This window comes from Tamlana crocina, from assembly GCA_040429635.1.
Classification (GTDB): domain Bacteria; phylum Bacteroidota; class Bacteroidia; order Flavobacteriales; family Flavobacteriaceae; genus Flavisericum; species Flavisericum crocinum.
The window spans coordinates 2,029,102-2,045,290 of sequence record CP158972.1; the positions used below are offsets into that span (position 1 = coordinate 2,029,102).

At 38.6% G+C, this 16,189-nt stretch carries 12 protein-coding genes; 8 read left to right on the forward strand and 4 right to left on the reverse strand.

Annotated elements, in window-relative coordinates:
• Positions 1-10: 10 nt before the first annotated feature.
• From ABI125_08985 to ABI125_09020, 8 genes are all read left to right on the forward strand, one after another.
• A complete protein-coding gene (locus tag ABI125_08985) occupies positions 11-1,108 on the forward strand; it encodes an N-acetylmuramoyl-L-alanine amidase (protein ID XCF07892.1) in 1,098 nt (365 codons plus the stop codon).
• Between the two features lie 51 nt (positions 1,109-1,159).
• Entirely contained in the window at positions 1,160-2,122 is a 963-nt protein-coding gene (locus tag ABI125_08990; protein ID XCF04863.1) for an MlaD family protein, read from the forward strand.
• Positions 2,123-2,134: 12 nt separating this feature from the next.
• Entirely contained in the window at positions 2,135-3,448 is a 1,314-nt protein-coding gene (locus ABI125_08995) for a (Fe-S)-binding protein (protein ID XCF04864.1), read from the forward strand.
• A 47-nt stretch (positions 3,449-3,495) separates the two neighbouring features.
• Positions 3,496-4,290, forward strand: a complete 795-nt coding sequence (locus ABI125_09000; protein ID XCF04865.1) for a (Fe-S)-binding protein — start codon at positions 3,496-3,498, stop codon at positions 4,288-4,290.
• A 26-nt stretch (positions 4,291-4,316) separates the two neighbouring features.
• The gene (locus tag ABI125_09005) at positions 4,317-4,802 is read left to right on the forward strand and encodes an ABC transporter ATPase (protein ID XCF04866.1); all 486 of its coding nucleotides are present in this window, start codon (positions 4,317-4,319) and stop codon (positions 4,800-4,802) included.
• Positions 4,803-4,923: 121 nt separating this feature from the next.
• Complete coding sequence (locus ABI125_09010; GenBank protein XCF04867.1) at positions 4,924-7,842, forward strand: glycoside hydrolase family 3 N-terminal domain-containing protein; 2,919 nt, start codon at positions 4,924-4,926, stop codon at positions 7,840-7,842.
• An 18-nt stretch (positions 7,843-7,860) separates the two neighbouring features.
• Positions 7,861-9,000, forward strand: coding sequence for an N-acetyl-alpha-D-glucosaminyl L-malate synthase BshA (bshA, locus tag ABI125_09015; GenBank protein XCF04868.1), 1,140 nt, complete (start codon positions 7,861-7,863; stop codon positions 8,998-9,000).
• Between the two features lie 83 nt (positions 9,001-9,083).
• Complete coding sequence (locus ABI125_09020; protein XCF04869.1) at positions 9,084-10,622, forward strand: GH3 auxin-responsive promoter family protein; 1,539 nt, start codon at positions 9,084-9,086, stop codon at positions 10,620-10,622.
• Here the strand turns inward: ABI125_09020 and ABI125_09025 are convergent.
• From ABI125_09025 to ABI125_09040, 4 genes are all read right to left on the reverse strand, one after another.
• Positions 10,606-11,166, reverse strand: a complete 561-nt coding sequence (locus tag ABI125_09025; GenBank protein XCF04870.1) for a hypothetical protein — start codon at positions 11,164-11,166, stop codon at positions 10,606-10,608. The genes ABI125_09020 and ABI125_09025 overlap by 17 nt on opposite strands.
• Before the next feature lie 127 nt (positions 11,167-11,293).
• Positions 11,294-13,225 carry an OmpA family protein gene (locus ABI125_09030; protein XCF04871.1) on the reverse strand — a complete coding sequence of 644 codons (1,932 nt, stop codon included), beginning with the start codon at positions 13,223-13,225 and terminating at the stop codon, positions 11,294-11,296.
• A gap of 67 nt (positions 13,226-13,292) precedes the next feature.
• Complete coding sequence (locus tag ABI125_09035) at positions 13,293-15,221, reverse strand: OmpA family protein (GenBank protein ID XCF04872.1); 1,929 nt, start codon at positions 15,219-15,221, stop codon at positions 13,293-13,295.
• A 12-nt stretch (positions 15,222-15,233) separates the two neighbouring features.
• On the reverse strand, positions 15,234-16,154 hold the full coding sequence (locus tag ABI125_09040) for a type IX secretion system membrane protein PorP/SprF (protein ID XCF04873.1): 921 nt from the start codon (positions 16,152-16,154) through the stop codon (positions 15,234-15,236).
• Positions 16,155-16,189 lie beyond the last annotated feature (35 nt).

The window sequence follows — 16,189 nt, forward strand, 5'->3', positions numbered from 1 at the left end:
GATGTACCAAATGAAAACGCACCACATATTACTTTTCGTATCTTTTATAATAGTATTAACATTTTCTTCATTTACCGATAACGAAGTAAATAAGGATAAAAAATTTGTTGTAGTGCTCGACGCCGGGCATGGCGGCAAGGATTCGGGCAACACGGGCAATGGTTATTTGGAGAAAGACATCGCCTTAAAAGTGGTTTTGGCGGTTGGTGAAGAACTGGAGAAAAACCCCGATATAAAAGTGGTTTACACCCGAAAGACCGATAAATTTATCGATTTGTTTGTTAGAGGGAAAATAGCCAACAAAGCAAAGGCCGATTTATTTGTTTCGGTACATTGCAACGCCCATGGTTCTGCGGCACACGGTACGGAAACTTTTGTATTAGGGACACATAGAAACGAAACGAATTTCGAAGTTGCCAAAAAAGAAAACTCGGTGATTTTTATGGAGGACGATTATGAAAAAAACTACGAAGGTTTCGATCCCAACTCGCCAGAATCGGTGATGAGTATTCTGTTGAGCCAAGAGGAGTATTTGGACCAAAGTATTTTATTGGCCAGTATCATTCAAGATAAGTTTACCAATGCATTAAAACGAAAAAATAGAGGCGTAAAACAGGCGGGGTTTATCGTATTGCACCAAACGGTTATGCCCAGTGTTTTGGTGGAAATAGGATTTTTAACTTATAGGCAAGAGGGCGCTTACTTAAATTCAAAAAAGGGGCAAAATGAAATTTCTAAAGCTATAATAGGAGCTATTTTGGATTACAAAAACAGCCTCGATAAAAATGTTGATCATTTTGAGGTGGTTGATAATTCACCAGGCGCAGCTGAAACAACATCCAGCGATATTTCCTTTAAAGTGCAAATTGCTGCCAGTTCAAAATCTCTGGAAACCAAACCCTATAATTTTAAAGGATTGAATCAAATTTCAAAATTAAAGGAGGGCAGTCTGTATAAATATTTTTATGGGCAGTCATCCAATTACAGTGATGCGCAACAATTTGAAAATGAGGCCAGAAATAAAGGTTACGGTTCCTGCTTTATTGTAGCGTTTAAAAACGGAGAGAAGATTCCCTTGGTCGATGCCCTAAAATCAACCGCAAATTAAAGGCTGTTCTTTTTAAAATTGTATTAAATTTGTTTACCAAACATATTTACCTTGAAAATAACAAAAGAAGTCAAAACAGGCATACTCGTAGTTTTAGGAATTTTACTCTTCGTTTTTGGGTTTAATTATCTTAAAGGTCAAAATTTATTCGACAACTCCAAGACTCTTTACACCTCGTATGATAACGTTGAGGGCTTAACACCTTCAATGCCGGTTACTATCAACGGATTGAGCGTTGGTAAAGTTTCAAATATTAGTTTTAAAGAGGACGGCTCTGGCAAATTGAAGGTGGAATTGCTAGTAAGCACAGATTTTCCATTTTCAAAAAACAGTACGGCCGAATTGTATGAAACCGGACTTATCGGCGGAAAGGCCATAGCTATTGTGCCAGCTTTTGATGGTGCTGAAGAAGCTAAAACAGGAGATGTTTTAGTGGGAAAAACCAAAGACGGCCTATCGGAATTAGTGAATCAAAGGTTGACGCCATTACAGGAAAAAATTGAAAAAATGATGGTAAGTGCTGATGGTTTATTGACAAATATGAATGATGTTTTTGATGAAAAAACCAAAGAAAATTTAAAAACCAGCATCTCTGAATTAAGTTTAACTATCACATCATTTAAGAGTACATCAAATGCTTTAAATCAAATAATTGACTCAAATAAAGAAAGTATTGATAGCGTGCTTTTTAATGCCCATAAACTTACAGGAGATTTAGCTGTTGTCACCGATAAAATTGCAAATTCAAATTTAGACAAAACCATTGCCGATTTAGAATCTACACTATCAAACTTCAACCAGCTTATGGGCGGCATGCAAGACGGCGAAGGTACTTTCGGTAAATTTTTGAAAGACGAAGGATTGTACGATAATTTAGAGGGCGCCACCCTGCAATTGGAGCAACTTTTGGAAGACATGAAGTTAAACCCAAAGCGCTATGTACATTTCTCATTGTTTGGAAAAAAGCCCAAACAATATGATGCGGAAGGGAACGAAATTAAGCAAGACAACTAACCAACAGCAAATATGAACTATTTACCTAACGCCATTTTTGCAGTTATATTAATACTGGGCATTGGTTATTTTGCCAAAAATGTTAAAAAACTCATCCGAAACATTAAGCTCGGTAGAGATGTAGATGTTAGCGATAATAAGTCTGAGCGTTTACGCAACATGGCCAGGATTGCGCTGGGGCAAAGTAAAATGGTGCGCAGACCTATTTCAGGCATATTGCACGTTATCGTTTATATAGGTTTTGTTGTCATTAATCTGGAGGTTTTAGAAATTATTATTGATGGTGTTTTTGGCACCCATAGAATAGGGTTAAAAGTATTGCCTGTTTCTGTTTATGGTGCCTTAATTGGAATCTTCGAGATTTTAGCCATTTTGGTGTTTGTTTCCGTAGTTATTTTTTGGGTACGCAGAAACATTATAAAATTGGCACGTTTTTGGAAAAGCGAAATGACGGCTTGGCCTAAAAACGATGGAAATTTCATTCTGTATTTCGAGATGGTTTTGATGTTGCTGTTTTTAGTGATGAATGCTACAGATACAAATTTTCAGGAACTCAATTCCGGAAACGTGGTCAGCCAGTTTATAGCGCCTTGGTTTGGTGGGTTGCCAGAATCAACGTTACGCTTTATCGAACGAGCCGCTTGGTGGTTGCACATCGTTGGTATCCTTGTTTTTTTGAATTACCTGTATTTTTCAAAGCATTTACATATTTTATTGGCATTCCCGAATACGTACTACGGAAAATTACAGCCCAAAGGGCAACTTAATAATTTAGAGGCTGTAACCAACGAGGTTAAAATGATGATGGACCCCAATGCCAATCCGTTTGCTGCGCCAGCGGAAGGCGAAGAAGACGATGTGCCCGAAAAGTTCGGGGCGAGTGACGTGCAGGATTTAAACTGGGTGCAATTACTGAATGCCTACACTTGTACCGAATGCGGACGCTGTACCAGCGAATGCCCGGCTAACTTGACGGGCAAAAAACTATCGCCAAGAAAAATTATGATGGATACCCGCGACCGATTGGAAGAAGTGGGGAAAAATATCGATGCCAACAAGGGTGAGTTTAAAGGCGATGGCAAACAACTTCTGGACGATTATATTACCCGAGAGGAACTCTGGGCCTGTACCACTTGCAATGCCTGTGTAGAGGCTTGCCCAGTAAGTATTGATCCATTGTCTATTATTTTAGAGATGCGTCGTTATTTGGTGATGGAGCAGAGTGCAGCTCCAGTAGAACTGAATAACATGATGACCAATATTGAAAACAATGGCGCGCCTTGGCCATACAATCAAATGGACCGATTAAAATGGATGGATGAATAAAAATCCATTTTTCTCTGAACTAAACAGATTCAATAAAGCAAACGATTATGAGCGATACACTTAAAGTACCCACAATGGCCGAATGCATGGCGGAAGGGCGACAACCGGAAATTCTCTTTTGGGTAGGCTCCGCGGGAAGCTATGATGATCGGGCAAAAAAAATAACGCGGGCTTTTGTGAAAATTTTGAACAAAGCCAATGTTGATTTTGCAGTTTTGGGCACCGAAGAAAGCTGTACTGGCGATGTAGCCAAACGTGCCGGAAACGAGTTTTTGTTCCAAATGCAGGCTGTGGCCAATATCGAAATACTAAATGCATACGAGGTTAAGCGTATTGTTACGGCTTGTCCGCATTCATACAATACACTAAAAAACGAATATCCCGGGTTGGGTGGGGTTTACCAAGTGCAACACCATACACAATTTATTGAAGAACTCATTCAAACGGGAAAATTGAAAGTTGAAAGCGATAGTGCGTTCAAGGGCAAACGCATTACGTTTCACGACCCTTGTTATTTGGGACGTGCCAATGAGGTTTACGAAGCGCCAAGGGAACTTTTAAAAATGTTGGGCGTAGAATTGTTGGAAATGAAACGCAACCGAAGAACCGCGTTGTGCTGTGGCGCTGGAGGCGCTCAAATGTTTAAAGAGCCCGAAAAAGGCGATAAAGATGTTAACGTGTTGCGAACGGAAGATGCCTTAGAAACCAACCCCGGAATTATTGCTACAGGATGCCCATACTGTAATACCATGATGACCGATGGCGTGAAAGCTAAAGAGAAAGAAAGCGACATAAGTGTTATGGACGTGGCCGAAATTATCGCGCAAGCTCAAAACTTATAAATGTCAGTCCCAAAATAAGATTAAAAATGTTAGTAGATTTTAATACATTACCGGAAGAATCACGAATTTGGATTTACCAAGCGAATCGATCATTTACTCCAGAGGAAATTCAAGAAATTGAAGAGAAACTAGACATCTTTATTGAAAACTGGACAGCGCATGGTAGTGATTTAAATGCAGGGTACTCGATTAAATATAACCGATTTATAATCGTTGGATTAAACCAAGACTTGAATAAGGCAACAGGTTGCTCTATCGATGCTTCGGTGCATTTTATTCAGCAGTTAGAGAAAGATTATAATGTCGATTTAATGGATAAAATGAATGTATCGTACAAGCAAGGCGAATACGTGGCTTACAAATCATTGGTCGATTTCAAAAAAATGGCAAAAGACAAAGCGGTATCTAAAAATACCATTGTATTCAATAATTTAGTCACTAATATTGCCGAGTTTAAAGAAAATTGGGAAGTCCCTGCTTCCGATAGTTGGCATAGCCGTTTTTTAAAGTAAAAGGCGGGCTTATTATCTTTTGTTAATCTATCTTAAAGTCTTTTTATCTTCTTTTTAAAAACATTATTTTGGCACAATTATTAGTGGGTTAGAGCTGATGATTATTGTTAACAACTATTTTATGCGTCAAATCTTAATTAATATTCCATTTTTCTTTTATGCTTTTCTTTCATTTGCCCAACAATCTGTCAACCCCTTATTGGCGACAGATTCTGCAGCGCAACAAAAATGGGTAGACAGCGTGTATGCTTCATTTACATTAAAGGAAAAAATAGGGCAGTTGTACATGGTACAGGTTATGTCCAACCAAGATTTAGCCACAAAAAACAAAATAGTACAGCTTATTAAAGACCATCATATTGGGGGCATTATCTATTCCAACGGAGGGCCATACCGTCAGGCAAAACTTAACAACGAATTGCAGGCGGTCTCAAAAACTCCGTTGTTAATTGGTATGGATGCTGAATGGGGGTTGAGCATGCGTCTCGACTCTACTTATGCTTTTCCGTGGAATATGACTTTAGGTGCCATTAAAGACAACAAATTAGTGGAGCAAACCGGACGCCAAATCGGTGAACATTGCAAGCGTTTGGGAGTTCATTTTAACTTTGCACCCGATGTAGATATCAATACCAACCCGCAAAACCCTATTATTGGTAACCGTTCTTTTGGGGAGGACCGAGATAATGTTACCGAAAAAGCTTTGGCCTTTATGAAAGGCATGCAAAGTGCGGGTGTTTTGGCCAATGCCAAACATTTTCCGGGACATGGCGATACTGACCAAGATTCGCATAAAACGCTTCCAACTATTAGTTTCAATAAAAAACGAATAGACTCCATTGAGTTATACCCATATAAAAAGTTAATAACAGAAGGTTTATCGAGCGTTATGGTGGCGCATTTGAATGTACCCAGTTTAGAGACGCGCGAAGGCTACCCGTCATCGCTTTCTAAAAACATCGTTACCAATATTTTAAAGGAACGGTTGGCCTTTCAGGGATTGATTTTTACTGATGCATTGACCATGAAAGGGGCGGCCGATTTTGATGAAACAGGCGAAATTGATTTGGCCGCATTCATGGCTGGAAATGATGTCATGTTAATGTCGGAAGACGTGGAGCAAGGCGTTTCAAAAATTATGGAAGCCTATAACAGCGGACAAATTACGGAAGACCGATTGGCACATTCGGTTAAAAAAATCTTGATGGCTAAATACAAAGTGGGGTTGCAGGATTATTCGCCCATTGCACTTCATGATTTATCGAATGATTTAAACCGTATTAAGGATGACGCATTAAATGAAGTGCTTTTTGAAAATGCCATCACCGTTGTAAAAAATGACAATAATTTACTGCCTTTAAAAGATTTGGAAACCAAATCCATCGCTTATGTTAAGTTTGGAGATGATGAGGGTATGCCATTTTATAACGAACTAAAGAAATATGGCAAAGTTCATTTAATTGAAGCGGAAAATTTATTCGAATTAACGGCTCGGTTAAAGCCTTATAATACGGTGATTGTTGGTTTTCATCGCTCCAATGCTAGTCCGTGGAAACCTTTCGAACTTTCGCAACAGGAACAAGTTTGGATTGATGAAATTGCCAAGACCAATACCGTTATTTTAGATGCTTTCGTAAAACCTTATGCGCTTTCAGGTTTAAAAAGCATAGATAACATTTCGAGCATCATTGTTAGTTATCAAAACAGTGAAGTGGCACAACAAAAGTCGGCACAACTCATTTTTGGTGCTATTGATGCCAAAGGTCAGTTGCCGGTTTCCATTCAACCGTATTTTAAAACGGGGGAAGGCATAGAATGGAACAATATCAAACGATTGGGCTACACCATCCCAGAGCGGGTGGGGATGAGTACCGCAAAGTTAAATCGGATAGATTCCATAGCCAACATTGCGGTCGATTCGATGATGACACCGGGCGCACAGATTCTAGTGGCCAGAAAAGGAAAAGTGGTGTACCATAAAAACTTTGGTAAACACACCTATAAAGGAAAGGAAGAAGTTGCTTCTGATGATATTTACGATTTAGCATCGTTAACCAAAATATTGGCCACATTGCCTTTGGTGATGGAACTTGAGGAAGAAGGCATTATTTCATTGGATACAAAACTTTCTGAGATTTTGCCTGAATATAAAACCTCTAACAAAGCCAATGTAACCATAAAGAGTATGTTGTCCCATTATGCCCGTTTGCGGCCATGGGAACCTTTTTACTACCGCACTTTGGATAGTTTGACTAAACATCCCAGTGCCGATTATTACAGAAGGGAGCGTAACGATGATTTTAATGTAGAAGTGGCTAAAGACCTTTTTTTGCGAACCGATTATCAAGATTCCATCCCTGAGATTATTAAAGATTCCGAATTGCTTTCATCCTTAAGGTACCGTTACAGCGATTTTCCATATTACATTTTAAAGAAATTTATTGAATACCATTACGACAGAACATTGGAACAGTTAACCCAATCGCATTTTTATGAGCCTTTGGGAGCCAATAACACCATGTACAACCCATATCATAAAATAAGCAGTAAAAAGATTGTACCTACCGAGGTGGATGATTATTACCGTTTTCAAGAGGTACATGGTTATGTGCACGATATGGGGGCTGCTATGCAAAATGGTATTGGTGGGCATGCTGGCGTATTTAGCAATGCCAACGATGTGGCTAAGATAATGCAAATGTATCTGCAAAAGGGGTTTTACGGCGGGAAACAATTTTTAAAGCCCGAAACCATCGATAAATTCAATACCTGCTACTATTGCCATAAAGGAAATAGGCGCGGTATAGGCTTCGATAAACCACAATTGGGTGAGGAAGGGCCAACCTGCGGCTGTGTATCCAAAAGCAGTTTTGGGCATTCGGGTTTTACCGGAACCTATACATGGGCAGACCCAGACGAAGAGATTGTTTATGTATTTTTGGCCAATAGAACTTATCCCAATGCGGGGCAGAATTTATTGCTCAGAAAGAATATCAGAACAGACATTCAGAAGTTAATCTATGAAGCGATAGTTGATTAAAACAGTAAAAGCGAAAAAATGAAAATAGGAATTGTTTGCTACCCAACGTTTGGAGGTAGTGGAGTAGTAGCCACAGAGTTGGGGTTGGAATTGTCTAAACGCGGACACGAAATCCATTTCATTACTTACAGCCAGCCCGTTCGGTTGGAGCTTATAAGCAACAATGTACACTATCACGAAGTAAACGTTCCTGAATATCCGCTGTTTCATTATCAGCCTTACGAGTTGGCATTGTCTAGCAAATTGGTCGATATGGTGAAGCTTCATGAAATTGAAATCCTTCACGTGCATTATGCCATTCCGCACGCCTATGCAGCCTATATGGCCAAAAAAATGCTCCAGGAAGAAGGGATTTATGTACCTATTGTAACTACTTTGCACGGCACCGATATTACTTTGGTGGGCAACCACCCGTTTTACAAGCCGGCTGTGACCTTCAGCATTAATAAATCGGATGCGGTGACAGCTGTTTCAAAAAGCTTGAAGGATGACACGTTGCGTCTGTTCAACATTAAAAACAATATCCACGTCGTGCCCAATTTTATCGACTTGGAAAAGTATAGACATAATGGCTTTCCCGATTGTCAAAGGGGAATGATGGCCAAGGAAAACGAAAAAATAATCACCCACATCAGTAATTTAAGACCAGTTAAACGGGTGCAGGATGTTATCAGCGTATTTTATAATATCCAAAAGCAAATGCCCGCTAAACTTATGTTTATTGGAGAAGGGCCTGAAAAAGAAAAAGTGGAGGCCATGTGCAACGAATTGGGGATTTTGAACAAAATTGTATTTTTTGGAAAAAGCAATGAAATTGAGAAAATATTGTGTTTTAGTGATTTGTTTTTATTGCCCTCACAAACTGAAAGTTTTGGATTGGCGGCTTTGGAGGCTATGGCATCGGGCGTTCCGGTAATATCGAGTAATACTGGTGGTATCCCGGAAGTTAACGTTCACGGGGTTTCGGGCTATTTGAGCAATGTGGGCGATATTGAAGATATGAGCAAAAATGCGATTCATATTTTAAGCGACGAAAAACGATTGAAACAATTTAAAGATGCTGCTAGAAAGGAATCTTTGAAGTTTGATTTGCATAGTATCGTTCCAAAATATGAGGCTATTTATCAAGATACTTTGTCTAAATGTTTGGTGCTGTAATTCTACAAAAAGCATCAAAATATAAACGTTTTGAGTTACTAAAGTAGAGCCAAAAACAGTAATTTTCACATAAAAATTACAACATGGCAATACTTGGTAATATTATAAAAGGGGTGATTGATTTAACCGACACATTATTTTCGGAAACCAATCATATTGAAGCTCAAAAAAACACTTTAAAGCAACTCCTCGAAAAAGCAAAGGATACCCAATTTGGAAAGCATTATAATTTTGAAGCTATTTTAGCTTCAGATAAAATGGAAACCGAATTTGCTGAAACGATTCCGTATTTCGATTACAATAAAATAAACGACGAATGGTGGCATAAAATAAAGGATGGTGAAGATGATGTTACTTGGCCGGGAACGTTATCCTATTTCGCATTGAGTTCTGGTACAACAGGGAAATCAAGCAAGCGTATTCCTGTTACCGATGCTATGATTGAGACTATCCGAAAATCAGGAATCAAACAAGTTTTGGCGCTTAAAAATTTTGATTTGCCAGCCGATTTTTTCGAAAAGGAAATTATGATGCTGGGCAGTTCTACTGATTTGGAAAAAAATGAAAATTTTTTGGAAGGTGAAATCAGCGGTATAAGCGCAAGTAATATTCCGTTTTGGTTTAGGGGCTATTACAAACCGGGAGAAGATATTGCCCAAATTGATGATTGGGACGAGCGGGTTTTGAATATAGCCAAACGTGCTAAAGAGTGGGATATTGGAGCCTTAAGTGGTATTCCGTCGTGGATAGAGCTTATGCTTCAAAAAGTGATAGAATATCATAATTTGAACAACATCCACGATATTTGGCCCAATCTTCAAGTTTACACCTCGGGCGGTGTGGCTTTCGGCCCCTACGAAAAAAGCTTTAAGGCGTTAATGGGAAAGGAGGTCACTGTAATCGACACGTATTTGGCTTCCGAGGGCTACATTGCTACACAAATAAGACCAGACACCGATGCCATGCAACTCAATACCGAACACGGTATCTATTTTGAGTTTGTTCCCTTTAAACCCGAATATATCAACGAAGATGGCTCGTTGGTGCAGGATGCGCCTTCAGTGAATATTTCCCAAGTAAAGGTTAATCAAGATTATGTGCTCATTATAAGTACGGTGAGTGGCGCTTGGCGTTACATTATTGGCGATACTATTGAATTTACGGATATTGAACGTGCCGAAATAAAAATAACCGGGCGAACCAAGTTCTTTTTAAATACGGTGGGTTCACAATTATCAGTTAATAAAATGGACGATGCCATGCGTGTTTTAGAGGAGCAATTTTCAACCAAAATTCCAGAATATACCATTTGTGCCAAGCGGGTTGACGATGGTGAATTTTACCATTTTTGGTATTTAGGTGCAGAACATCAAGATTTGAACACAGATAAAGTAGCCCGAACTTTAGATGATACATTAAAAGAAGCCAATAAAAACTATAAAGTGGCCCGTAGCAAAGCGCTTAACGGTTTGAAAGTAAAATTGGTAAGCCCTGAGGTTTTTTATGAATGGAATGCGAAAAACAAGAAAAAAGGCGGACAAGTAAAGATGGAGCGTGTTATGAAAGAAGAAAAATTTACCGAATGGGAAGCTTTTGTAACCAAGCTTAAACTGAAGGTATAGCCTCTTGGTTATTTACCAACTCCATAATTTCTTCGGGAGATAAATAATATTTTTTTATTCGTGCTTTGTAAATAGGGGTGATGTCGGCATGATTTAATATGAAATTTTTAGTTTTTAAAATGTATTCACCCATGCCGTGCTGTACAGCGTAAGTGTCGGCGGTGCGTTCGGCTTCCACAATGTGATTTTGAGAAATTAAATATTTTATTCCAAAACCAATGAGGTTGATGTTACTTCTATTTTGGTAATCCATAATATGGCCAAGTTCGTGCCCAATCCAACCAATGAATATATCAGAAGGAATATTTTTAGTTAAAAAGGTCTTATCAGAAATCTTAAAGGTCTCGCTAATTAGAATAACGTAACTTCTATGTTTTTTCGACTTAAAAAAACTAGCAAATTGAGGTTGGGCTTGCATCGTCGATTTTTTGATATTCCTCTTGAACTTAAACTCGATATGAACGTCATTTAGTTCGGGAAAATAACTTAGTGCCGTTTTTACTTCTTTTTTAATATGTTGGGGTATTTTGTGTTTTGATTCCATATATCCATTTTAGTGAAAACAAAACAAAACCATTAATGCTTTCAAGTAAAATATTAATCACAAAAATATAGCAGGCAAAATAGGATAAAAAATAACCCCGGAATAACCGGGGCTTGTTGTTGAAATTTTATTTAATCTTTATGACTATAAAATTGGTTCGTCTGTTAAGTTGATGTTGATTTTCGGTACACTTAATTGTGCCGTCGCATCCATTCATCAGTTTATTCTCTCCATAACCTTTGTAGGATTCAATTCTATCTGCATTGATACCTTTAGAAATTAAATAATCATAAGTGGATTTGGCTCGTCTTTCAGATAAAACTAAATTATAAGATGAAGGTCCTCTCGAATCGGAATGCGATTGGATTTCAATAGTCATTTCTGGATATTGATTCTGCATCAAATCAACAATGCGGTCTAACTCGGTGGTGTCTTCATTTCTGATGCTGGCACTATCAAAATTAAAGTAAATAGGGCCGAGATCGCTAATCGGTTCTTCTTTTTTGGGTTTGGCCGTTGGTTCCAATGAAAAGTCAACAGTAAGACTTTTAACTGATGGCGCCAAACCTTTCGAGCTCACCGGAGTAGTTAGGTTTAAGTAGCCTTCTTTTGAAATATTCACTATATAATCGGTGTCTTGATTTATATTGACTTCATATGTTCCGTTTTCATTCGTTGGGAAAGACGCGATTTCTTTTCCGCTGGAATCCATTAGGGTTACTATGGCATTTGGTAACGGTACATTGTTTTCAGCATCGTAAATAGTGCCTTCCAGTTTTGTGCGTAATTTTCTGTTAAAAGCGTAAATATCGTCACTGCCAAGCCCGCCGTTTCGGTTTGAGGCAAAATAGCCCGATGTGCCACTGTCGTCCACAAAAAAGGAGAAATCGTCTTTACTGGAATTCACCGGAACACCGAGATTAACCACGTTAACAAAACCATTGTTTGCATCGGTAACGGCAACGAATATATCCAATAGGCCTAATCCGTGGTGGCCATCGGAAGAAAAGAATAGCGCACCTTCATTATTAACAAATGGAAAACGTTCATTTTTTGAGGTATTTACTGTGCTTCCTAAATTTTGGGGTTTTCCGAAAGTAGCATCATTGTTAATGTCAACATAATAAAGATCGGTACCACCAAAACCACCTGGCATATTAGAGGCAAAATATAATTTAGAACCGTCGGCGCTTAAAGCGGGGTGGCCATTGGAATAGGTGTCATCATTAAAAGGTAACTCCTCAATGTTTGTCCAAGAGTCATCAACTAATGTTGCTTTGTAAATTTTAAGGCTTGAAATACCCGAATTATCACGACTTAAAGTGTTTTTTATAAAATTGGTTCTTGAAAAATACATGGTTTTCCCATCATTGGTGATGGTGATTGGCCCATCGTGATAAACCGAATTCACTTTACCTTTTAGTTTGTTGGAGTGGTCGATTTTGATGGTGTCCAAAGCATTTTTATTAGTAACGTATACATCTAAAAAAGGTTCTTTATTCCATGCATACTTACGTTTTATGGCAACGCCTTCGTCACGTGAGGAAACAAAATACAAATTACCGTTATTTTCATAAGCCCCGAATTCACTTAGTTTCGAATTAAAATTGACATCTTCAAGAAAATATTGATGCTCGGCATTAAAAATGGAATTCAGAAATTCTCCATCTTTGCGGTATAAGCTTTCATTTATGGTTCCGCCAGCATTATAAAATTTTTCCAACCACACTCTAGACTCTTTATAGTCTTTTATACCTCGAAGGGCTTGGGCATATTTATAATAATAATCTATTGGCACATGTTCTTGCTGCACTGCCATCTCGTAATACACTACAGCCTTTTCAGGACTTCGTATATAAGCGTAACAATCGGCCAACTTCCGAGTGGCATAATCTGTATGATAGCCTTTTTCAATAAGCTCTTTATAGGCGCTTGCTGCATCTACAAAAGCATATTTATCGAATTTGCTGTTGGCTTTTTTTAGCGCACTTTCTTGGGCATTGACGTTTAATGCCAATAACACTAAAGAGCAGGTTATAATGTAGTTTTTTAATTTCATGGGGACTTTTTTAATTAAAAAATCTTATGCGGTATGTTGTGGTTTTATCATAAAGGGCTGTAACGTTTTATTCCATTTTAACCACAATAAATTGGGTACGTCTGTTTTTTTGGTGCTGTTCTTCCTCACAGTTTACACCATCTTCACAACCGTTGGTTAATCGGCGTTCACCAAAACCTTGGTGCTCGGTAATACGCTCTGGAGCTATGCCTTTTGAAATTAAATATTCGTATGTGGCATTGGCTCTGTCGATTGACAATTTATCATTGTAAGACAATCTTCCTCGCGAATCGGTATGCGATTCAATACGGATGACCATTTCAGGATAATCGTTTTTCATCAAGCTCACAATTTTATCCAATTCAACAGCGGCATCTTTTCTGATGGTATGTTTGTCGAAATCAAAATAAATGGTGTTCAAATCCAATTTGGCTAGTTTTACCACATCCTGAACAGGGTTCAGCAACAGATTAGCATTTATCGTGATAAGCTCGGTTTGAATATTTTTTGATGTAAACTTTCTGTAATCGTCAATATATTGGTCTTGACTGGCAACAATTTTATAGTCTCTGTTTCTATCTATATTGATTTGATAATAGCCATTTTCATCGGTAAGCATATCTGCCACTGGCTGGTCGTTTTCATCATAAAGTGTAATTTTTGCACCTTGAATCGGGTTGGAGTTAATGGCATCGGTAACCACGCCCTCAACATGCAAAACAGGTTCTCGGTGGTACGCATAAATATCATCACTGCCACGACCACCACGTCGGTTTGAAGCAAAATACCCAGTAATACCATCTTGATTCATCGTGAAAGCAAAATCATCACTATTGGAGTTTATTGGTATTCCAAGGTTTATAACATCAACAATTTTCGATTCATCTTCCTCATCTTTAATACTAGCGAAAACATCAAGTAATCCAAGACCCGTATGTCCGTCTGAAGAGAAAAATAAAATATCTTCATTGTTGATAAACGGAAAGCCTTCAGCCCCTTTGGTGTTTACCACATCGCCAAGATTTTGTAAATTTCTTAGAGTTCCATCTGGGAAAATATCGACCACCCAAATATCAGATCCGCCAATGGAACCGGGGCGGTCTGAAGCAAAATAAAGTTTACTGTCGTCTTTATTCAATGCAGCGTGTTGGGTTGAAAAATTATCGCCATTTATGGATAGGTCTTCAATGTTGGTCCAAACGCTATCAACTAATGTGGCCCGATAGATTTTCATGTTGGTCAGTCCTCCTTTACTTTTCACCTCAATATCGTCCTTAAAATTATTTCGGGAAAAATACATGGTTTTACCATCTTTGGTGATAGTCACTGGCCCATCATGGTAAATGGAATTAACGTCGCCTTTTATTTTGGCGGTATGGTCTACATTTCGTCTACTGCCAGTTTCGGCAACGTAAACATCAAGGAAAGGCTGTTCATTCCAGCCATACACACGTTTAATGGCCACGCCCTCATCACGTGATGAGGCAAAATATACTTTTCCGTTATGCTCGAAAGCACCAAAATCGCTGTATTTGGAATTGAACCGAACGCGGTCTAAAAAATACTGTTGTTTGGCGCCAAATACACTGGTAATAAAATTGATGTCTTTTGAAAAATCGTCGGCATCTACAACACCACCGGAGTCTTTAAACCGTTGAAGCCAGATTTGTGACTCATCGTATTTTTTCATACCCCGTAACGACTGGGCATATTTATAATAATATTCCACCGGAACATTTTTTTGCTTCACCACACTCTTGTAGTATCGAGAGGCATTTCTGGGGTCTCTTAAAAGCGCATAACAATCGGCCAGTTTTCTGGTAGCATAATCTCTATTGTAATTATTTTGAACCAGCTCTGTATAAACTTTGGCCGCTTTTACAAATGAAAATTTGTTGAAGAGGGTATCGGCTCTTTTTTGTTTTCCTTGTTGAGAAAACACCGAAATACTCATTAAGATTCCGATACCAACTAATATGCAGTTTTTACGATTCATAGATAATTAGTATTAAAAATATCTTGGTGATTTTAGTTTTGAGTTTATGAATTTGAATTCGTAAATCAAGAGAATTTCGTGGGTTCCGGTGGTGTGATCGGCAATTTCAGACAGCGGTTTTTCGTAGGCATAACCTACACGCAATTGTCTCGATACCTGAAAATCTACAATACCTCCAATGGCCGCGGTATATTCGTTAATCCTATATGATCCGCCAAACCAGAACTTTTCATTGAAAAGGAAGTTGGCAGTAAGATCGTATGAAACAGGAGCCCCATTGGTGGCTTTTATTAAAAATGCTGGCTTAAATTTTATGCTTTTGTTCAAATCTAATACAAGACCACCGGTAAAATAGTAACTGATGACTTCCAGAGCTTCGTAATCTTTGGTTTTGTTTTTGTCGGTTTTTAATATGCGGGGGGCCGAAAGGCCAAAATATACCCGGTTACTGCTCCAGTACACCCCAAGCCCAATGTTAGGGTCCCATTTGTTTTCGTAGTAGTCAAAATAATCATCATTCGAAACATCGTTTCTAAAATCGTCATCCAAACTGTATTGGGTAAACCCACCTTTTATGCCAAAGGCCAGTTTGCTATTGTAGCCTGTTGGGATAGCATATGAAAAATCTCCATATAGATATGTGAAGTTTTCTGGGCCCAAGTCGTCTTCCATGAACGAGAGCCCTAAGCCAATTCTGTCGTTTCTCAACGGGGTGTGTATGGATAGGGTTTGGGTTATTGGCCCGCCTTTAAAGCCCACCCATTGGCTACGGTGCAAACCAACAATACTAAGCGCTTCTCTACTGCCGGCGTAAGCGGGGTTTATAGAGATGGTATTGTACATATACTGGGTAAATTGCGGCAACTGTTGCGCCACTGAATAAACACAGCTAAATAGTGCAATAACAATTATATTAGTTTTAATAAATTTCATCTGTTTAAATTTTACGTTCTTGTTTTTTCAGATGT

Bases quoted from the DNA above. Each gene is read 5' to 3' on its own strand.
- ABI125_08995 (XCF04864.1), top strand. From the start codon at position 2,135: ATGAACTATTTACCTAACGCCATTTTTGCAGTTATATTAATACTGGGC.
- bshA (XCF04868.1), top strand. From the start codon at position 7,861: ATGAAAATAGGAATTGTTTGCTACCCAACGTTTGGAGGTAGTGGAGTA.
- ABI125_09030 (XCF04871.1), bottom strand. From the start codon at position 13,225: ATGAAATTAAAAAACTACATTATAACCTGCTCTTTAGTGTTATTGGCA.
- ABI125_09040 (XCF04873.1), bottom strand. From the start codon at position 16,154: ATGAAATTTATTAAAACTAATATAATTGTTATTGCACTATTTAGCTGT.
- ABI125_09025 (XCF04870.1), bottom strand. From the start codon at position 11,166: ATGGAATCAAAACACAAAATACCCCAACATATTAAAAAAGAAGTAAAA.
- ABI125_09000 (XCF04865.1), top strand. From the start codon at position 3,496: ATGAGCGATACACTTAAAGTACCCACAATGGCCGAATGCATGGCGGAA.
- ABI125_09005 (XCF04866.1), top strand. From the start codon at position 4,317: ATGTTAGTAGATTTTAATACATTACCGGAAGAATCACGAATTTGGATT.
- ABI125_08985 (XCF07892.1), top strand. From the start codon at position 11: ATGAAAACGCACCACATATTACTTTTCGTATCTTTTATAATAGTATTA.
- ABI125_09035 (XCF04872.1), bottom strand. From the start codon at position 15,221: ATGAATCGTAAAAACTGCATATTAGTTGGTATCGGAATCTTAATGAGT.
- ABI125_09010 (XCF04867.1), top strand. From the start codon at position 4,924: ATGCGTCAAATCTTAATTAATATTCCATTTTTCTTTTATGCTTTTCTT.
- ABI125_09020 (XCF04869.1), top strand. From the start codon at position 9,084: ATGGCAATACTTGGTAATATTATAAAAGGGGTGATTGATTTAACCGAC.